This window comes from Seonamhaeicola sp. ML3, assembly GCF_023273855.1.
Taxonomy (GTDB): domain Bacteria; phylum Bacteroidota; class Bacteroidia; order Flavobacteriales; family Flavobacteriaceae; genus Seonamhaeicola.
Window position 1 is genome coordinate 202231 of sequence record NZ_CP096884.1, and the last position, 16375, is coordinate 218605.

Here is a 16375-nt window from a genome sequence, read left to right on the forward strand (position 1 = left end):
TTTTGAAAATAGTTATTATTTCTATGCCCATAAAGTTTAAAATATTTTTTTTCAGTTTGTTTTTAAGTGTTTTTTCTTTGGCTCAAGAAAAATCTAAACAGACTACTTTTCCTAATAAAAAAGGCAAATTTTATTTAAGTTGGGGTTGGAATAGAGCCAATTACTCAAAAAGCGATATTGCATTTTCTGGTCCAGATCATGATTTTGTATTAAAAGATGTCGTTGCTAGTGATGAGCCTGAAGAAAACTTCGGTTTTAAAAGTCATCTTAATCCATTTAGAATAACCGTGCCTCAAACAAATTTTAAACTTGGGTATTTTCTTAATGAAACCTACAGCATTTCTATTGGTTTCGACCATATGAAATACGTTGTTAACAGTCCCCAAACTGTAATAATTAATGGCAGCATTAGCGATAATAGCGCTTACGATGGTACTTATTTAAACCAGCCCATAACCATTGAAGAAGGCTTTTTGGAATATGAATATACAGACGGCTTAAACTATGTAAATATTGAACTCAATAGGTTTGATAATATGAAGTTTATTAAAACCAATCCTGATAAAATCTATTTTAGCTCTGTTATTGGTGTTGGCTCTGGTATTATTTTCCCAAGAACAGATGCTACATTACTCGACCGACCCAACAGTGACAATTACCATGTCTCTGGATTCGGGCTATCTACCAACCTAGGACTTAATATTACATTTTTAAAACACTTTTTTGCTCAAGGAGAACTAAAAGGTGGATATATAAATATGTTTAACAGTAAGACAACAAATCGTAATAGTGACAGAGCCAAGCATCATTTTTTCTTTTTTCAAAGAGTTTTGGTATTTGGAGCAAGATTTAATCTTTTCAACTAAATTTATATATGCCAAGGCCGTTTACTTTCCCTAACAATCTTGGCTGCAGCCAACAATAGATGCTCAAAATTTTCTTGGTCTAGATCCTCTAGAGATTTTAGCTGAAGGGAACGCACTTGTTTTCTATTATTATCATTTTTTAAAATAGGAAAGACTTTTTCCAAAAATACGCCATGAACAAAAGCGACATCTACATAATCCTTTCCTTTTAAAATATTTAAATACAACATGGGCTTTTTTTCAATATTATAAAATGGAATACGGTAACTGTAGCGTTCTGTAATATCAGGAAGCGTTCTTAAAACGATGCTTCTCACATAAAGCATAATGGATTGATAAGGCTCTTTTTGATTGAAGAAGTATTCGTCTACAGGTTTCAACTTTAGAATAAAATTTATTGGTATTCAAACTTAACAAAAATTTATGATGCTGTTTTCAGAAATATTCATTTACTTTGTATTTCAAAGTACTTTTATATGGAATCTAAAGATTATCTAAAAGACATCAGCGAAATAAAGGATTTAATGAATAAGTCCTCTCGTTTTATTTCCTTAAGTGGTCTGTCTGGAGTTTTGGCTGGCTCTTATGCTTTAATTGGAGCTTTTATTGCCTATTGGTTGGTTACAACTTATAGCAATGGTGTTTTAATTTTAGATGGGTGGGTTTTTGAGTCATGTCTTCTCACACTTGCCTTAGTTGGTTTTTTTAGTGTTGCTACTGGTATTTTGTTAACTACTAAAAAAGCTAAAAATAACGGGGCGAAAATTTGGGATAACACCTCTAGACGTTTGGTTTTTAATTTTTTAATTCCTTTAGTTGTCGGTGGACTGTATATCCTTATAATTTTAAGTCAGGGTAAATATGGACAATCTGGTGGTCTTATGCTTATTTTTTATGGATTAGCGTTAGTTAACGCTTCAAAATATAGTATTGGAGACATAAGGTATTTGGGTTATATTCAAATTACATTGGGATTAATTGGAGCTTGGGAACCTGGTTACGGGTTCTGGTTATGGGTAATTGGCTTTGGTATTATGCACATTATCTACGGTACTTGGATGCATTTTAAATATGATAGAAAATAATTCATGGATTATATTTATTATTTACTTTATGTTATTGGTAGTCAAATTGTGTTTTTTTCAATTCCAACAATATTATCATACCTGACTTTAAAAATATTTCAGAGGTACACTTTTAGGTTGAAATTTTATTTTTTAGCTATAATTCCAACCCTAATTTTTTCATTTGTTCTAGGTGCCAGTGTTCTCTACTATTTTATTAATGCAATTATTTTTACGTTATTATTATATTCTGAAAACCATAAAAAGATAAACTCCTTCTTTCTTAGGAAATAATATGAGCATAATTACCAACATAAATAAACTGTTTGACCATAGGATAAGGCTGGGTATCATGTCTATTTTAATGGTTAACGAATATGCCGATTTTAATACACTTAAAGAACTTTTAGGCGCCACCGATGGTAATTTGGCAAGCCATACAAAAGCATTAGAAAAAGCAGAGTATATTAAAATAGAAAAACAATTTATTGGTAGAAAACCAAATACACGCTACTCTACTACCAAAATGGGGAGAGCGGCCTTTAAGAAACACATTGAAGCATTGGAAGCAATAATAAACAAGCAAAAATAATTTTTTTACCATTATACTTTGAAATACAAAGTACTTTAAAACCATAAATCATGAAGAAAACAGCTTTACTAATCGGTTCAATAGCATTCAGTACGATGTTCTACAGTCAAGGACTTGGATTAAACTTAAGTATATTTAGTCTTGTAGTCATTTCTGTTCTAGTTATCTACAATCAGAATGCATTTAATCGGAAAAGCACCATAGCTTTTAGTGCCGTTTATTTAATAACATCTATTAGTTTTTTCATTTTCAATTCCACCTTATCATTAATTGCAAACATAGTTACCTTCATTACTTTGGTGGGTCATGTTTCTGAAAAAGATTCTTCTATATACGTTAATTGGTTAAACGGATTTTATACATGTATTGCAGCTTTTTTCCATAAAAACTTCAATGTTATGGATGAAGAAGAAAAAGTAAAACTCAAAAAGAAAATCGATTATCTGCATTGGTTAAAAATCATTGGAATCCCTCTAATAATAACCGTCATATTCATTGCACTTTACAAGAATGGAAATCCAGTTTTTGAAAATTTAATTAACAAAATAGACTTTAGTTTTATCAATATGCAATGGATTTTATTTACTGCATTAGGTTATTATTTTCTGTATAATATCTCAGAACCAATACCCGTTAACCCCGCAACCGAACTAGATGTAAAAACCGATAATATCTTAATGCCAAAGGACTCTTTTTCTAATGACTCTACCGCAAAAGAAAATCAGCTTGGTGTGGTTTTAATATCTATACTTAACCTACTTATCGTGTTTTTCCTTATTACGGACTTCTCCTTTTTGCTTTCAACCAGAGAATTAAGAGCTTCTGAGTTTTCAAGTCAGGTACACAGTGGTATTAATGCATTAATTGCCTCAATAATTATCGCTATTGTAATCATTCTGTATTTCTTCCGTGGAAACCTTAACTTTTTTAAAGGAAACCAAAACTTAAAACGACTGGCTTACACTTGGATCATACTAAACAGTATCCTTGTTATAAATACTGTTATTAAAGATTGTCAATATATCTACTACTTCGGGTTTACCTATAAGAGAATTGGGGTCTTAGTATATCTTTTACTCACTATAATCGGCCTTTCAACTACAGCAATTAAAGTCAATAAAATAAAGAATTTCTGGTATCTATTTAGGATTAACTCGCTTATAGCCTTTACAATTTTAATCATTTCGTGTACCATAAATTGGGATAAACACATTACTTATTACAATTTATACCATACTAAATCTATGGATTTTAAATACCTCGTGAATCTTTCTAATAACAACACGCTTTTATTGAAAAAATATAGCGATGACAATAATTTAATAGGTGACAGGAAAAGACAAGTGGCTATTAAATACCATGACTACTTAAAGACATTAAATGAAAATAACTGGCAGGAGTTTACATACGATAATCTAAAAATAAACAGATAAATGAGAATTGGGAATACCATCGGAAAAGCCACATTACTTGCAACTGTAATCTTTTGGTTAATCATTTTTAGTAAGGTTTATGAACCCGAAATGTTTTTATACCTCCTACTATCAATGGTTCCAATTTGTATTTGTTGTGCGATAACGGTAACCTTAACTATAGCACCATTCTTTTGGTATGAAGGAAAACCAAGAAAAACAGAAAAAAAATTTTTAAACACTTTTTTCCCGTTTATGCCATTGTTGTTTTTTGTTTATGTTTTTATGGGCTGTTGTGGAGCAGCGATTTAACTTGCTTTTGGGTTTCTGCTTTCTTTACATCATTACAATCTTGGGTTTGGTTAGCAAAGGATAACGAAAAACCATCTCAAATATGAAATACTTAAAAAGAACCATACAGTTTTTTCTTTTTGCTTTGTTGCTAATAACATCAATAAACGCATGGATAAGCATTCAGGCAAAAAACTTGATTTATGATAACGTACACTCAATTCCTAAGAACAAAGTAGGATTGGTTTTAGGGGCTGGAAAACTTACCGCAAATGGTAGAATTAACCTTTATTATTTATATAGACTAGAGGCAGCCATTACACTATACAAATCTGGTAAGATAGATTACATTTTGGTAAGTGGTGACAACAGCCGAAAAGATTATGACGAACCTACCGATTTTAAAAACGACTTAATTGAGCGAGGAATTCCCGAAGATAAAATATATCTAGATTACGCAGGTTTTAGAACTCTAGATTCTGTAATTAGAGCTAAAGAAATATTTGGTCAAACATCCTTAACAATCATCTCCCAGAAGTTCCATAACGAACGCGCCTTGTATCTAGCAAAATATAAAAACATTAAAGCCATTGCATATAATGCTAAAGACATTAAAGGGCGTTACGGAACAAAAACAAGGTTGCGAGAGTATCTTGCAAGAACAAAAGCTTCACTGGATTTATTGTTTAATATTCAACCAAAATTTTTAGGTAAAAAAATTGAGATTTCATGACAAATCAATTCAATAGAACATATTTAGTTTTAACACTTCTAATTTTAATAACAGAAATACTAATCGCCATCTATATAAAAACAGGCTTTGTTAGACATACATTGGGAGATGTTTTAGCAACAATTTTAGTTTTCTCTTTTTTTAGAAGTTTTCTTAAAGTGAACCCAATAAAGCTAGGCATTTATGTATTAATTTTTGCTTTTACCCTGGAACTCATTCAGTTTTTAAATGTTCTTGATTATTTCAATGTTCAAAATAAAATAGTAAGGATAGCTCTTGGAACGACCTTTCAAGCAACAGATCTTATAGCCTACACTTTAGGTGTAGTAATAATTGTAATTACAGACATAAAATTATTTTCCAATGAATAACATAAAACAACTCATTAACAACCAGTTTAAAACATTTGCCTTATTAACTGTTTCTATAGTTTTCAGCATGGTGCTGTTAATGATTAGAATGAAGCTAACACATTCCTTTTTTTACTTGTTTTTGGTTTGGAATTTGTTTCTGGCAGTCATACCCTTTGCCATTACGAGCTATTTGGCAAGTCTCCCCAAGCTTAATAAATTTGAGCTAATTAGTTGGTTTGGTGTATGGCTGCTTTTTTTACCTAATGCCCCTTATATTATAACAGACCTTTTGCATTTAAAAAGAAGTGATTCTCATCTATTATGGTTAGATATTCTTGTGGTTGGTTCCTTTGCCATGGTTGGTCTTATGCTTTTCTTTATTTCGATTCTAGATATGAAAAATTGTCTTGTGAAAAGGATAAAACTAAAATATGTGAATTCTTTAATCACGATTATTATTTTCCTTTGTGGCTTTGGCGTTTACTTAGGAAGGTTTTTGAGATACAACTCATGGGAAATAGTTCAAGACCCTATTTCTCTATTTAGTGATATTTTAGAAATTATATTCTACCCAGGTCAATATTCTGAAGCTTGGTTATTCACACTATTATATGGAACCTTTTTAATGGTTGGGTTTTATCTTTTCAAGGTTATTTCATCTAAATAATATTTAAAAAGAAAAAAACCACCAAAGTGCTTTTTGGTGGTTTTTTATTATTCTATTGAACAATTATTAATTTAAATATCTCATTAAACACGAAAAATCTCCGTAGCTCTGAGTATAAATAATCTTTCCATTTTCATCAAAATCATAGGACGAATACATTTTAATTTCACCAGATTTCGCTTCGGTAGAATCAGTAGCCGGCAAAGTTACTTGCCAAATACCATAATAGCGTACAGAGCCATCAGGCTGTTTTGTATCCGGATTTACTCCAGGCAATAACTGTGGAGGGCTAGTTAAAAGCTTAAAATCAAATCTTGATAAAAAGGCCTTATCATTTGCCTTTGATTCCTCACTATGAACCAATACTGTATCTACCTTGGCTCCAAAAACAGTACTCAATCCTATTGCATTTTCAGCAAAAATTGAATAATCAGGTGTTTCATTTTCCCAGTTAGAAATGTCTTTAAGTACGATTTCAGAATTTTTCGCAAACAACTCTTGAGCTGAATTGTCTGGTTCTGTTTTACAACTTGTCAATAAAATGGCAATTAAAAAGATTGAAAAAATAGTTTTCATAAAAATTAGTTTTGGTTAATTAATACTTAAATAAAATGCATTTAATTGTATATTAAATACTTACACTTTTTTTTAAATAGTAATTAATAGCAAAAAAGGAATAATTAATAATTATTTAGGAACAATTATTGCATGATAAATAAGAGTACATAAAGGATTATGAAACTTTTTGATACCTTTGTTTTCCTTTTTACAATCTACAGATATAGATTTCTTAAAGTATGTAAAAAGTTAAATTAATTTAGGGGTCGACTGGTTTTGACAGCGAGATTAATTGAACGGTAAGCACGTCGTGTAATGACATTGAAACACGTTAAAGGCTAGGTCAAACTTTAAACGGCGAAAATAATTACGCTTTAGCTGCTTAATAACTGAATTATAGTAAGTTCAAGCCCCGGCACACAAGGTGTGCAAGCTAAATGTCTCCAGAAAGCCTTGGTTTATGGCGTTCTTTTTAGAGGCATCGTAAATATAGACTAAGATATTATAGCGCTTTGATGTAATATCGAGATTAAAAAGCTAAGTTTTAAGTAGGTTGTTTTTAACCGGCTTATTATCGAAAACCAAGAAAAAACTAAGCGTGTAGAAAGCCCTTTGGTTACTTGTTTGGACGAGGGTTCGACTCCCTCCGACTCCACAAAATTAAAAAGCCTTCATTGTAAATATGAAGGCTTTTTTTATTTATTCAATACACTTTAACTTATCCATAAAAAATTCGGGGTAGTCAATATCAGAAAACTCTAAAACGCCTTCAGTTCCTTTTAGTGTTATTGATTTTATCGGAGAACTTTTGAGTACTACTTTTTGATTATTAGATAAACTTCCTTTGAATTCGTAATCACCACAATTGGTACCATAGGTATGATAAAATGTGATTGTTTTTTTATTTTCTAAACTTATCAAAACATAAGTTTTCTTCTTCGAATAACCACTTACACAACCTAAATTAGATGGCGAATTAATAAAAATATCTGCTTTACCTCCTTTCTTGTATAGCTCTATTGTTAGACCTTTGGCTACGGAATATGCTTTGGTTAAAATTACTTTTTCTGAGTATAGATTATCATATTCATTCATAGCATAATGACATGTCCTTCTAAACTTTTGTCTTTCTAAAGCCTTAATATCAAATTTATCTTCTTTACTCTTTTCTTTTTCCAAAGCAATACGCTTACGTTCGGCCGCTTCTACTTTAGCCATAGAATCTAACCGACGTTGCTTTCGTAAAGCCGCTTCTCGTTTGCGGGCTTGTTGTTCCTTCTCGTAGGCAATTCGTTTGCGCTCAGCTGCTTCTACTTTAGCAATAGAATCCAAACGGCGCTGTTCTCTTAAGGCTTCCTCTCGTTTGCGGGCCTGTTCCTGCTCGTAGGCAATACGTTTACGCTCAGCTGCTTCTACTTTGGCAATAGAGTCCAATCGGCGCTGTTCTTGTAAGGCCGCTTCTCGTTTGCGGGCTTGCTCCTTCTCGTAGGCAATACGTTTACGCTCAGCTGCTTCAACTTTAGCTATAGAATCCAATCGACGTTGCTCTCTTAATACTTCCTCACGTTTGCGGGCTTGTTCCTGCTCGTAGGCAATACGTTTGCGCTCAGCTGCTTCGACTTTAGCTATAGAATCCAATCGGCGCTGTTCTCTTAAAGCCGCTTCACGTTTGCGGGCCTGTTCCTGCTCATAGGCTATTCGTTTGCGCTCAGCTGCTTCTACTTTGGCTAAAGAATCCAATCGGCGCTGTTCTTGTAAGGCTGCTTCTCGTTTGCGAGCTTGTTCCTGCTCATGGGCAATACGTTTGCGCTCAGCTGCTTCTACTTTGGCTAAAGAATCCAATCGGCGTTGCTCTCTTAAGGCTTCCTCACGTTTGCGGGCCTGTTCCTGCTCGTAGGCAATACGTTTGCGCTCGGCTTCTTCTGCTTTAGCAATAGAATCCAAACGACGTTGCTCTCTTAAGGCTTCTTCACGTTTGCGGGCCTGTTCCTGCTCATAGGCAATACGTTTGCGCTCTGCTGCTTCTACTTTGGCAATAGAGTCCAATTGGCGCTGTTCTCGTAAAGCCGCCTCTCGTTTGCGGGCTTCTTCCTGCTCATAGGCTATTCGTTTGCGCTCAGCTGCTTCTACTTTGGCTAAAGAATCCAATCGGCGCTGTTCTTGTAAGGCTGCTTCTCGTTTGCGAGCTTGTTCCTGCTCATGGGCAATACGTTTGCGCTCAGCTGCTTCTACTTTGGCTAAAGAATCCAATCGGCGTTGCTCTCTTAAGGCTTCTTCACGTTTGCGGGCCTGTTCCTGCTCATAGGCAATACGTTTGCGCTCTGCTGCTTCTACTTTGGCAATAGAGTCCAATTGGCGCTGTTCTCGTAAAGCCGCCTCTCGTTTGCGGGCTTCTTCCTGCTCGTAGGCAATTCGTTTACGTTCAGCTGCTTCTACTTTGGCAATAGAGTCCAATCGGCGTTGTTCTCGTAAAGCCGCCTCTCGTTTGCGGGCTTCTTCCTGCTCGTAGGCAATTCGTTTACGTTCAGCTGCTTCTACTTTGGCAATAGAGTCCAATCGGCGTTGCTCTCGTAAAGCCGCCTCTCGTTTGCGGGCTTCTTCCTGCTTGTAGGCAATTCGTTTACGTTCAGCTGCTTCTACTTTGGCAATAGAGTCCAATCGGCGTTGTTCTCGTAAAGCCGCCTCTCGTTTGCGGGCTTCTTCCTGCTTGTAGGCAATTCGTTTACGTTCAGCTGCTTCTACCTTTGATATAGAGTCCAATCGGCGTTGCTCTCGTAAAGCCGCTTCTCGTTTGCGGGCCTGTTCCTGCTCATATGCGATTCGTTTGCGCTCAGCTGCTTCTGCATTAGCTATGGAGTCCAATCGGCGTTGTTCAGCTTTTTCTTTTTCAATTTTTTCTTTATTGACAATCTGATATATTTTTTTCCTTCTCTCAGCTTCTTCCTTCTTTCGGAGTTCTCGCTCTCTGTCCTGAAAGTCATAATAAAGATCTTCTAATTCGTCGTTAACTATAAGGTCTTCTATGGTGACTATACCTATCCAATCCTTAAATTTAACCTTGTAGTTGTCATTTCCTAAATAACCAATTACAGTACACTTTTGGTTCTCCTTAAATTCTGTGATTGGCTTAATTAACTCATTAATACTTTTATCTATACTAGTGTATAAAGTACCTTCCTGAGAAAAACGAGTGGATATACTTGCTTCCTGTGCAGAAATACCAGAACAGAAAACAATAAAAAAAATGTAAAAACAAAATTTATTGACCATAATACGAAAGTACCATAGAACGGCACCACAGTTAAGTTTTTAATTTATTAGAATTTAGGGCTATAAAATTAAAAATATAAACTACTTAAATATAAGTGTTTAACTCTAAAATAAAACTTTTTTTATAAAAAAACCCATAAACAATATATGGGTAATAAATTCTTATTTGAAAAAAGCTAATCATGTATTAGCTAACTTTCTGTTTTTGTTTCATTTTTTCCAACAACAAAAGCTCTTTTTGAATTTCTTCTTTACGTTCATTGAACTTGCGAAGCTTTTCATCTCTTATCTCTTGGTTTCTGATACGCTGCTTTCTTTTTTGCTCCTCTTTCTCTAACTCTCGCTTTTGAGCTCTTCTTTGCTTAATCTTTTCCATTGCTACAGAGAAGTATGCAAATCCATACATACTTAAAAACAACAAAGTAATGATACCTAATATTATATAACCGTTATCCATGTGCTATTGCTATTAATTTGTTTTACAGGATTTTAATCTAAAAAAAACCTAATTATTGTTAAAGATAAAAAAAACAGACTTCTCGAATAAAATAAAAAAGGTGAAGTACTGAAAAAGTAGTTATAACGTATAACAACCCTGGATAACCTTTTCTAAAAAAGCCAATCTAAACATACAATTGTTTAGGTCTAAATTAAAAGAAAAGCAACAAACTTGATATTCTAATTTTATTCTGTAGAAATAGTAAAATCCTTTTCTTTCCAACTTAAAAAACCACCTTTAAGGTCATAGATTTTTTTAAAACCAAGTGTTTTGAACACCTTTACACTTTTAGCACTTCGTTTACCAGAACGACAATAAATGTAAACTGGTTTTTCCTTATCTAAACGCTTTTCTATTAGACTTCTAAAATTAGTAGAAAAAAAATTGATATTAATGCTTCCTGCTATATGTCCTGCTCTAAATTCCTTTGAAGTTCTAACATCCACCAATTGTATATCTTCATTGTTGATGATATCGTTTAAATCCTTTGGTGAAATCTTTATAACACCGTCATCATATGAGGATTGTTTACACCCTGTTGTGGAAAAACTGAAAAGCGAACAAATCAAAACTAGTAGCTGTTTCATGGTTATTCCATATCAACAACTTCTCCGGTCCAATCTAACATTCCTCCCTCGAGGTTATAAGCATTCTCAAACCCTAATTCTTCCATAATAACACATGCTTGACCGCTCCTGTTCCCCGAGCGACAATAAACATAGTAATTCTTACTTTTATCTAACTCGTCAATCTTATCAACAAACTCATCTCCTAGATAAAAATCAATATGTATTGCATTGGGTATAATACCTTCGGTTACTTCCGCATCGGTTCTTACATCAAGAACAACCGCTTTATCGTCAGCCGCTAATTGTTCTGCCCATTCTTCTTGTGTTAAATCTTCCATATATTTATGTGAATTAATTATGAATACAAAATTAGTACTTCTTATTCTATAGACGAAAAAAAACTGAAGCATTACACTTCAGTTTTCAATAATGTTTAATTGTTTTATTTATACTTTAATAGAGCACCCAATAGCTTTAGTTTCTTTTTCAGGAACTTCTTTACCATCTATTAGAGCATCTACGGCATTTTCAACATACTTTGTAGTAACCGCAGAGGCATCTTTATAATTATTATCAATAGCTCCAATATACTTTACAAATAAACTACCATCAATTTTAGACAAAACAAAGACATGTGGTGTTTTAGTCGCTCCGAACTTCGGAAAAACAGTTTGTCCCTCATCTATCAAGTAAGGAAATGTAAACCCTTTATCTTGGGCTCTTTGTTTCATAGCCTCTAAATTGTCTCCTGGCTTTATACTCGTATTATTAGGCATAATGGCAATTACAGGATATCCTTTTGATGCATATTTCTTGTCTAACTCAATAATACGATCTTCGTACATAACAGCATACGGACAGGTATTACATGTGAAGGTTACAATAAAACCTTTGGCATCTTTGTAATCTGATAAAGAAACCATATTTCCGTCTATGTTTCTAAGAGAAAAATCTTCTGCGACATCCCCTATCTTATAACCAGTATCCAAATCATTATTTGGAGCGGTAAATGCAGTAACTAAAATGGCCACAAAAGCCACTGTAAATAATTTAATTGTTTTGCTCATTTTATTTTAGTTTAAAAATTTCTTTAAAGCTTCTTCCAACTCGGTATAGTTGAATGACTGTTCATAAAAACTACTTTTTTCATCGTTGATAATAATCGTTGCTGGAATAGAACCAGACCAATCCTGATTTATTTGAGGTATCCAACGATTTGAATCTGGATCATCTAATACCAACACTTTAGATTTTAAATCTCTTTCTTTAATAAACGGTTTTAATTTAGATTCGTATTGGTGTGGAAAGTCTAAGCTAACCAGTAAAACCTCAACATTTTTGTCTTTATATTTTGCTCCCAATTGTTCAAAATAAGGTAATTCTTTTACACAAGGCTTACACCATGTAGCCCAAAAATTAATCACGTGTATCTTTCCATCGTTCTTTGATAATAGAGGTTTTAATCCATCATAATCATAAATCTCTAATTCAACATCATTATAAATAGCTTTATTTTCAGGTAATGCTTCGCTTGTTACTTGTTTAACTGTATCTTTCTTCTGGTTGTTACAACTTAATAGTGTAAGAACCGCAATGAATACTAACTTTAACTTCATAAGCATAAAAATAATGATTCCTTCTTTCAACTAAACATATTTAACAATCTTTTAGACAAAAAAGACAATAAACTATTGCTTAATTATTTTTTCATTTTTATATTTGTGCTTCGAAGATTAAAATCAATGAAAAACAATTTAAATAATACTTGGTGGTGGTGCTCTCGAAACTAAAATTCGTGAAGTAAAATCCTAGTATATTTAAAATCTAAAATATCAAAAGGCTTGTCATTCACGACAAGCCTTTTTTATGTTAACAATGGAAAAATTTAGCCTTTATACACACCATAAACGCATTTTAACAGACACCATCACACCTGTTTCAGTGTATTACAAAATTAGAGACAAATACCCTAATAGTATTCTATTAGAAAGTGGGGACTACCACAGAAATCACAAGAATTTCTCATACATCTGTTTTAACCCTATAGCAACAATAAAAATTGAAAATGAGGTTATAGAACAGACCTTCCCCGACGGTAGTTCATCAACATTAGAGATTACACCCGAAGTAGATGTTGTGGATGAAATATACAAGTTTACCAAACGTTTTGATGTGTCTTCTGAAGAAAATTTCAAGTTCATCAACAATGGAATTTTTGGTTATACTGCCTACGATGCTGTTAGATATTTTGAAGATATTGAAATTGGGAAAAAGGAAAATTCAATTAATATTCCAGATGTCTATTATGCGGTTTATCAAAATATCATCGCTATAAATCATTTTAAAAATGAGGCGTACATATTTGCCCATTGTTTTGATGGCGTAGAAAGTAACATTGATGTAATAGATAAACTTATAAACATACAAAACTTTGCGTCGTTTAATTTTAATGCTAAAGGAGACATTACTTCTAATTTAACGGATGAAGAGTTTCTTCAGCACGTAGATTATGCAAAAAAACACTGTGCAAGAGGCGATGTTTTTCAATTGGTGCTATCGAGAAGTTTTTCTCAAGAGTTTACCGGTGATGATTTTAATGTATACAGAGCCCTAAGGAGTATAAACCCTTCTCCCTACCTGTTCTATTTTGATTATGGCAACTTTAAAATCATGGGAAGTTCTCCTGAAGCCCAACTTATAGTTAGTGACGGTTTAGCAGAAATTCATCCCATTGCTGGAACATTTAGACGTACAGGTGATGATGATAAAGATGCCATCTTAGCTGATAAATTAGTTAAAGACGAAAAGGAAAATGCAGAGCATGTAATGCTTGTGGACCTTGCAAGAAATGATTTAAGCCGCCATGGTAGCAATGTAAAAGTTGAAACCTACAGAGAGGTTCAGTTTTTCTCTCATGTAATTCATTTGGTTAGTAAAGTAACCGGACATAAACATGATACAACTTCAACTATGCAAGTTGTAGCCGATACATTTCCAGCGGGAACATTAAGTGGAGCTCCTAAACATAGAGCCATGCAACTTATTGAACAATATGAAAAAACAAGTAGAGGGTTTTATGGTGGTGCTATAGGTTTTATGGATTTTGAGGGCAATTTTAACCATGCCATCATGATTAGAACTTTTTTAAGTAAAGATTATAAACTTAATTGGCAGGCAGGCGCAGGACTGGTTTCGAAATCAAATCCTGAAAGCGAAAGACAAGAAGTTTTCAACAAATTAGGAGCGTTAAACAAAGCAATTCAATTAGCAGAAGATATATAAAGTTAGAAGTTAGAAAGTTGAGAATCAGGCTTGACATAAAAAATAAATAAGCAGAAAATCATGTCCCATATTCCGACAAAGTCGGAAGTATCAATCTGCAGAAATAATGAACGAAGGAATGGAGATGCTAAGCGAAGCTTTGAGCGCGAGATTCCGAAAGGGAATGTTCCGAAGGAATTTCCTTAGATTGATTTGATTTCCTGCCGGCAGGCAGGTTTGGTTCGTTTTGTATCAAGACAAGATGAACAAAAATAAAATAAGAAAACAACTAAATATAGATTCCTGCATTCGCAGGAATGACAAATGAAATGAAAAGAGTTTTAGTAATAGATAACTACGATAGTTTCACATATAATCTGGTTCATTATTTAGAAGATTTAAATTGTGACGTAACAGTATATAGGAATGATAAATTAGAACTTGAAGATGTTGAGGCTTTTGACAAAATAGTTTTGTCTCCAGGGCCAGGAATTCCAGATGAGGCCGGTTTATTAAAAGCCATTATAGAAAAATATGCTCCTACTAAAAGTATTTTAGGAGTTTGTTTAGGTCAACAAGCTATTGGCGAAGTTTTTGGAGGTACTTTAGTAAACCTTGATGAAGTCTATCATGGTGTTGCTACAAAAGTTGAAATTAGTGTAGATGATGAATCGATTTTCAATGGATTAGACAAAGAAATTGAAGTAGGCCGTTATCACTCTTGGGTTGTAAATGCCGATTTACCTGAAAGTTTGGAGGCGACCTCTTTTGATGCTAACGGACAAGTAATGTCTTTAAGACATAAACAATATGATGTAAAAGGCGTTCAATATCACCCAGAGTCTGTCCTAACCCCAGACGGAAAAAAAATATTAGAAAATTGGGTAAATAGTTAGCTGTTAGCTGTTAGCTGTTAGCTGTTAGCTGTTAGCTGTTAGCTGAAAAAGAGATAATAGTTTAAATGAAAAATAAATTTACAGAAAGTCAAATCCCAATTCAATTCGTAGAATTGATAGCCAAGGCGAAGAATAGATGAAGAAAAGCTCCGAAATCAGGAGAACAAAGTTCGACGCGGAGTTTTCAAATCGGTTTTTATCCCGAAAACCGGGATAAAAAATTCCTTGACTTGGATGTCCTTTTTTGATTCGTTTTTTGGACAAGCAAAAAATGAATGGGAAATAATAAAGTGTAATTTAAAATAGATTTCTGCCTTCGCAGGAATGACAAGAATGAAAGACATACTTAATAGATTAATAAACCATGAAACCATCTCTACCGAGGAGGCTAAACAGGTTATAGTTAACATATCAAATGATATGTATAACCCAAGTCAAATTGCTTGTTTTCTTTCGGTTTATATGATGCGAAGCATTACCATTGAAGAGTTACAGGGCTTTAGGGATGCTCTTCTTGAATTATGTGTAGCGGTTGACTTAAAAGACTTTGATGCTATTGATATTGTTGGTACTGGAGGTGATGGTAAAAACACCTTCAACATCTCTACCTTGTCATCGTTCATTACTGCAGGTGCCGGAATTAATGTCTCAAAGCATGGAAACTATGGCGTGTCTTCAACCTCTGGGTCCTCTAATGTTATGGAGAACCTAGGCGTTAAATTTTCTAATGACGAAGACTTTTTAAGACGTTGCTTGGACAAAGCAGGTATCTGTATTTTACATGCTCCTCTTTTTCATCCAGCCATGAAAAATGTTGCTCCAATAAGAAGAGAACTAGGTGTTAAGACTTTTTTTAATATGTTGGGGCCAATGGTTAACCCTTCATTTCCTAAAAGTCAATCACTAGGCGTATTTAACCTAGAAGTGTTGCGTCTTTATAGCTTTCTATATCAAAATACAGACAAAAACTACAGCATTGTTTATGCTTTAGACGGTTATGATGAGATCTCATTAACTGGAGAAGCGAAAATTGTTTCTAATCAAGCTGAAAAATTGTTTACACCAGAAGACTTAGGCCTAAATAAAATAAAACAAGAAGCCATCTATGGTGGAGACACTGTTGAAGATGCAGCCAAAATATTTCTAGATATTATTAGCGGTAAAGGAACTGATGCACAAAATAATGTTGTTTGTGCCAATGCAGGTTTGGCTATTGCTACCTCTAAACAGATTTCTCACAAAGAAGGCTTTGAAATAGCTAAAGAATCACTGTTATCAGGTAAAGCGAAACAAAGTTTGCATAAATTGATTGAATTAAGTAGATAAATAAGTAGGCCATTGGCA

19 protein-coding genes and 1 other RNA gene are annotated in these 16375 nt (G+C 33.7%); 12 read left to right on the plus strand and 8 right to left on the minus strand.

The genetic code is table 11. The annotated features are described in order from the left end of the window. Positions 1–23 precede the first annotated feature (23 nt). Positions 24–866: a hypothetical protein gene (locus M0214_RS00935; RefSeq protein ID WP_248723603.1), complete on the plus strand. Its 843-nt coding sequence runs from the start codon at positions 24–26 to the stop codon at positions 864–866. Positions 867–868: 2 nt separating this feature from the next. On the opposite strand, the gene M0214_RS00940 is transcribed toward M0214_RS00935, so the two are convergent. Next, complete coding sequence (locus M0214_RS00940) at positions 869–1246, minus strand: DUF1801 domain-containing protein (RefSeq protein ID WP_248723604.1); 378 nt, start codon at positions 1244–1246, stop codon at positions 869–871. Positions 1247–1342: 96 nt separating this feature from the next. On the opposite strand from M0214_RS00940, the gene M0214_RS00945 reads away from it, so the two are divergent. From M0214_RS00945 to M0214_RS00975, 7 genes are all read left to right on the plus strand, one after another. Then, the gene (locus M0214_RS00945; protein WP_248723605.1) at positions 1343–1951 is read left to right on the plus strand and encodes a hypothetical protein; all 609 of its coding nucleotides are present in this window, start codon (positions 1343–1345) and stop codon (positions 1949–1951) included. A gap of 274 nt (positions 1952–2225) precedes the next feature. Then, positions 2226–2522 carry a transcriptional regulator gene (locus tag M0214_RS00950; RefSeq protein ID WP_248723606.1) on the plus strand — a complete coding sequence of 99 codons (297 nt, stop codon included), beginning with the start codon at positions 2226–2228 and terminating at the stop codon, positions 2520–2522. A 50-nt stretch (positions 2523–2572) separates the two neighbouring features. After that, positions 2573–3955 carry a DUF4153 domain-containing protein gene (locus M0214_RS00955; RefSeq protein ID WP_248723607.1) on the plus strand — a complete coding sequence of 461 codons (1383 nt, stop codon included), beginning with the start codon at positions 2573–2575 and terminating at the stop codon, positions 3953–3955. Beyond that, positions 3956–4246 carry a hypothetical protein gene (locus M0214_RS00960; protein WP_248723608.1) on the plus strand — a complete coding sequence of 97 codons (291 nt, stop codon included), beginning with the start codon at positions 3956–3958 and terminating at the stop codon, positions 4244–4246. Positions 4247–4328: 82 nt separating this feature from the next. Next, positions 4329–4958: a vancomycin high temperature exclusion protein gene (locus M0214_RS00965; RefSeq protein ID WP_248723609.1), complete on the plus strand. Its 630-nt coding sequence runs from the start codon at positions 4329–4331 to the stop codon at positions 4956–4958. Then, positions 4955–5329 carry a DUF2809 domain-containing protein gene (locus M0214_RS00970; RefSeq protein ID WP_248723610.1) on the plus strand — a complete coding sequence of 125 codons (375 nt, stop codon included), beginning with the start codon at positions 4955–4957 and terminating at the stop codon, positions 5327–5329. Before M0214_RS00965 ends, M0214_RS00970 begins: the two co-directional genes overlap by 4 nt. Beyond that, positions 5322–5978: a DUF1361 domain-containing protein gene (locus M0214_RS00975; RefSeq protein WP_248723611.1), complete on the plus strand. Its 657-nt coding sequence runs from the start codon at positions 5322–5324 to the stop codon at positions 5976–5978. Before M0214_RS00970 ends, M0214_RS00975 begins: the two co-directional genes overlap by 8 nt. 66 nt (positions 5979–6044) lie before the next feature. Here the strand turns inward: M0214_RS00975 and M0214_RS00980 are convergent, their stop codons facing one another. Further along, on the minus strand, positions 6045–6554 hold the full coding sequence (locus tag M0214_RS00980; protein ID WP_248723612.1) for a hypothetical protein: 510 nt from the start codon (positions 6552–6554) through the stop codon (positions 6045–6047). Between the two features lie 244 nt (positions 6555–6798). Between M0214_RS00980 and ssrA the strand changes: the two genes are divergently transcribed. Next, positions 6799–7194: a transfer-messenger RNA gene (gene ssrA / locus M0214_RS00985) on the plus strand. A gap of 41 nt (positions 7195–7235) precedes the next feature. Here the strand turns inward: ssrA and M0214_RS00990 are convergent. The 6 genes from M0214_RS00990 to M0214_RS01015 form a co-directional block, all read right to left on the minus strand. Next, a complete protein-coding gene (locus tag M0214_RS00990) occupies positions 7236–9806 on the minus strand; it encodes a hypothetical protein (RefSeq protein WP_248723613.1) in 2571 nt (856 codons plus the stop codon). A gap of 187 nt (positions 9807–9993) precedes the next feature. Next, the gene (locus tag M0214_RS00995) at positions 9994–10263 is read right to left on the minus strand and encodes a hypothetical protein (RefSeq protein WP_248723614.1); all 270 of its coding nucleotides are present in this window, start codon (positions 10261–10263) and stop codon (positions 9994–9996) included. A 227-nt stretch (positions 10264–10490) separates the two neighbouring features. Beyond that, positions 10491–10892 (minus strand): rhodanese-like domain-containing protein, encoded by a 402-nt coding sequence (locus M0214_RS01000; protein ID WP_248723615.1) that lies wholly within the window; start codon positions 10890–10892, stop codon positions 10491–10493. A gap of 2 nt (positions 10893–10894) precedes the next feature. After that, entirely contained in the window at positions 10895–11212 is a 318-nt protein-coding gene (locus M0214_RS01005) for a rhodanese-like domain-containing protein (protein ID WP_248723616.1), read from the minus strand. Between the two features lie 108 nt (positions 11213–11320). Beyond that, positions 11321–11941 (minus strand): thioredoxin family protein, encoded by a 621-nt coding sequence (locus M0214_RS01010; RefSeq protein WP_248723617.1) that lies wholly within the window; start codon positions 11939–11941, stop codon positions 11321–11323. A 6-nt stretch (positions 11942–11947) separates the two neighbouring features. Further along, entirely contained in the window at positions 11948–12520 is a 573-nt protein-coding gene (locus M0214_RS01015; RefSeq protein WP_248723618.1) for a TlpA family protein disulfide reductase, read from the minus strand. Between the two features lie 229 nt (positions 12521–12749). Here M0214_RS01015 and M0214_RS01020 point away from each other — a divergent pair, with 229 nt between their 5' ends. The 3 genes from M0214_RS01020 to trpD all read left to right on the plus strand — a co-directional run bounded on the left by M0214_RS01020 (position 12750) and on the right by trpD (position 16357). Further along, positions 12750–14156 carry an anthranilate synthase component I family protein gene (locus M0214_RS01020; RefSeq protein WP_248723619.1) on the plus strand — a complete coding sequence of 469 codons (1407 nt, stop codon included), beginning with the start codon at positions 12750–12752 and terminating at the stop codon, positions 14154–14156. 308 nt (positions 14157–14464) lie between these two features. Beyond that, on the plus strand, positions 14465–15031 hold the full coding sequence (locus tag M0214_RS01025) for an aminodeoxychorismate/anthranilate synthase component II (RefSeq protein ID WP_248723620.1): 567 nt from the start codon (positions 14465–14467) through the stop codon (positions 15029–15031). A gap of 333 nt (positions 15032–15364) precedes the next feature. Beyond that, on the plus strand, positions 15365–16357 hold the full coding sequence (gene trpD / locus M0214_RS01030; protein ID WP_248723621.1) for an anthranilate phosphoribosyltransferase: 993 nt from the start codon (positions 15365–15367) through the stop codon (positions 16355–16357). The last annotated feature ends 18 nt before the right edge of the window (positions 16358–16375 follow it).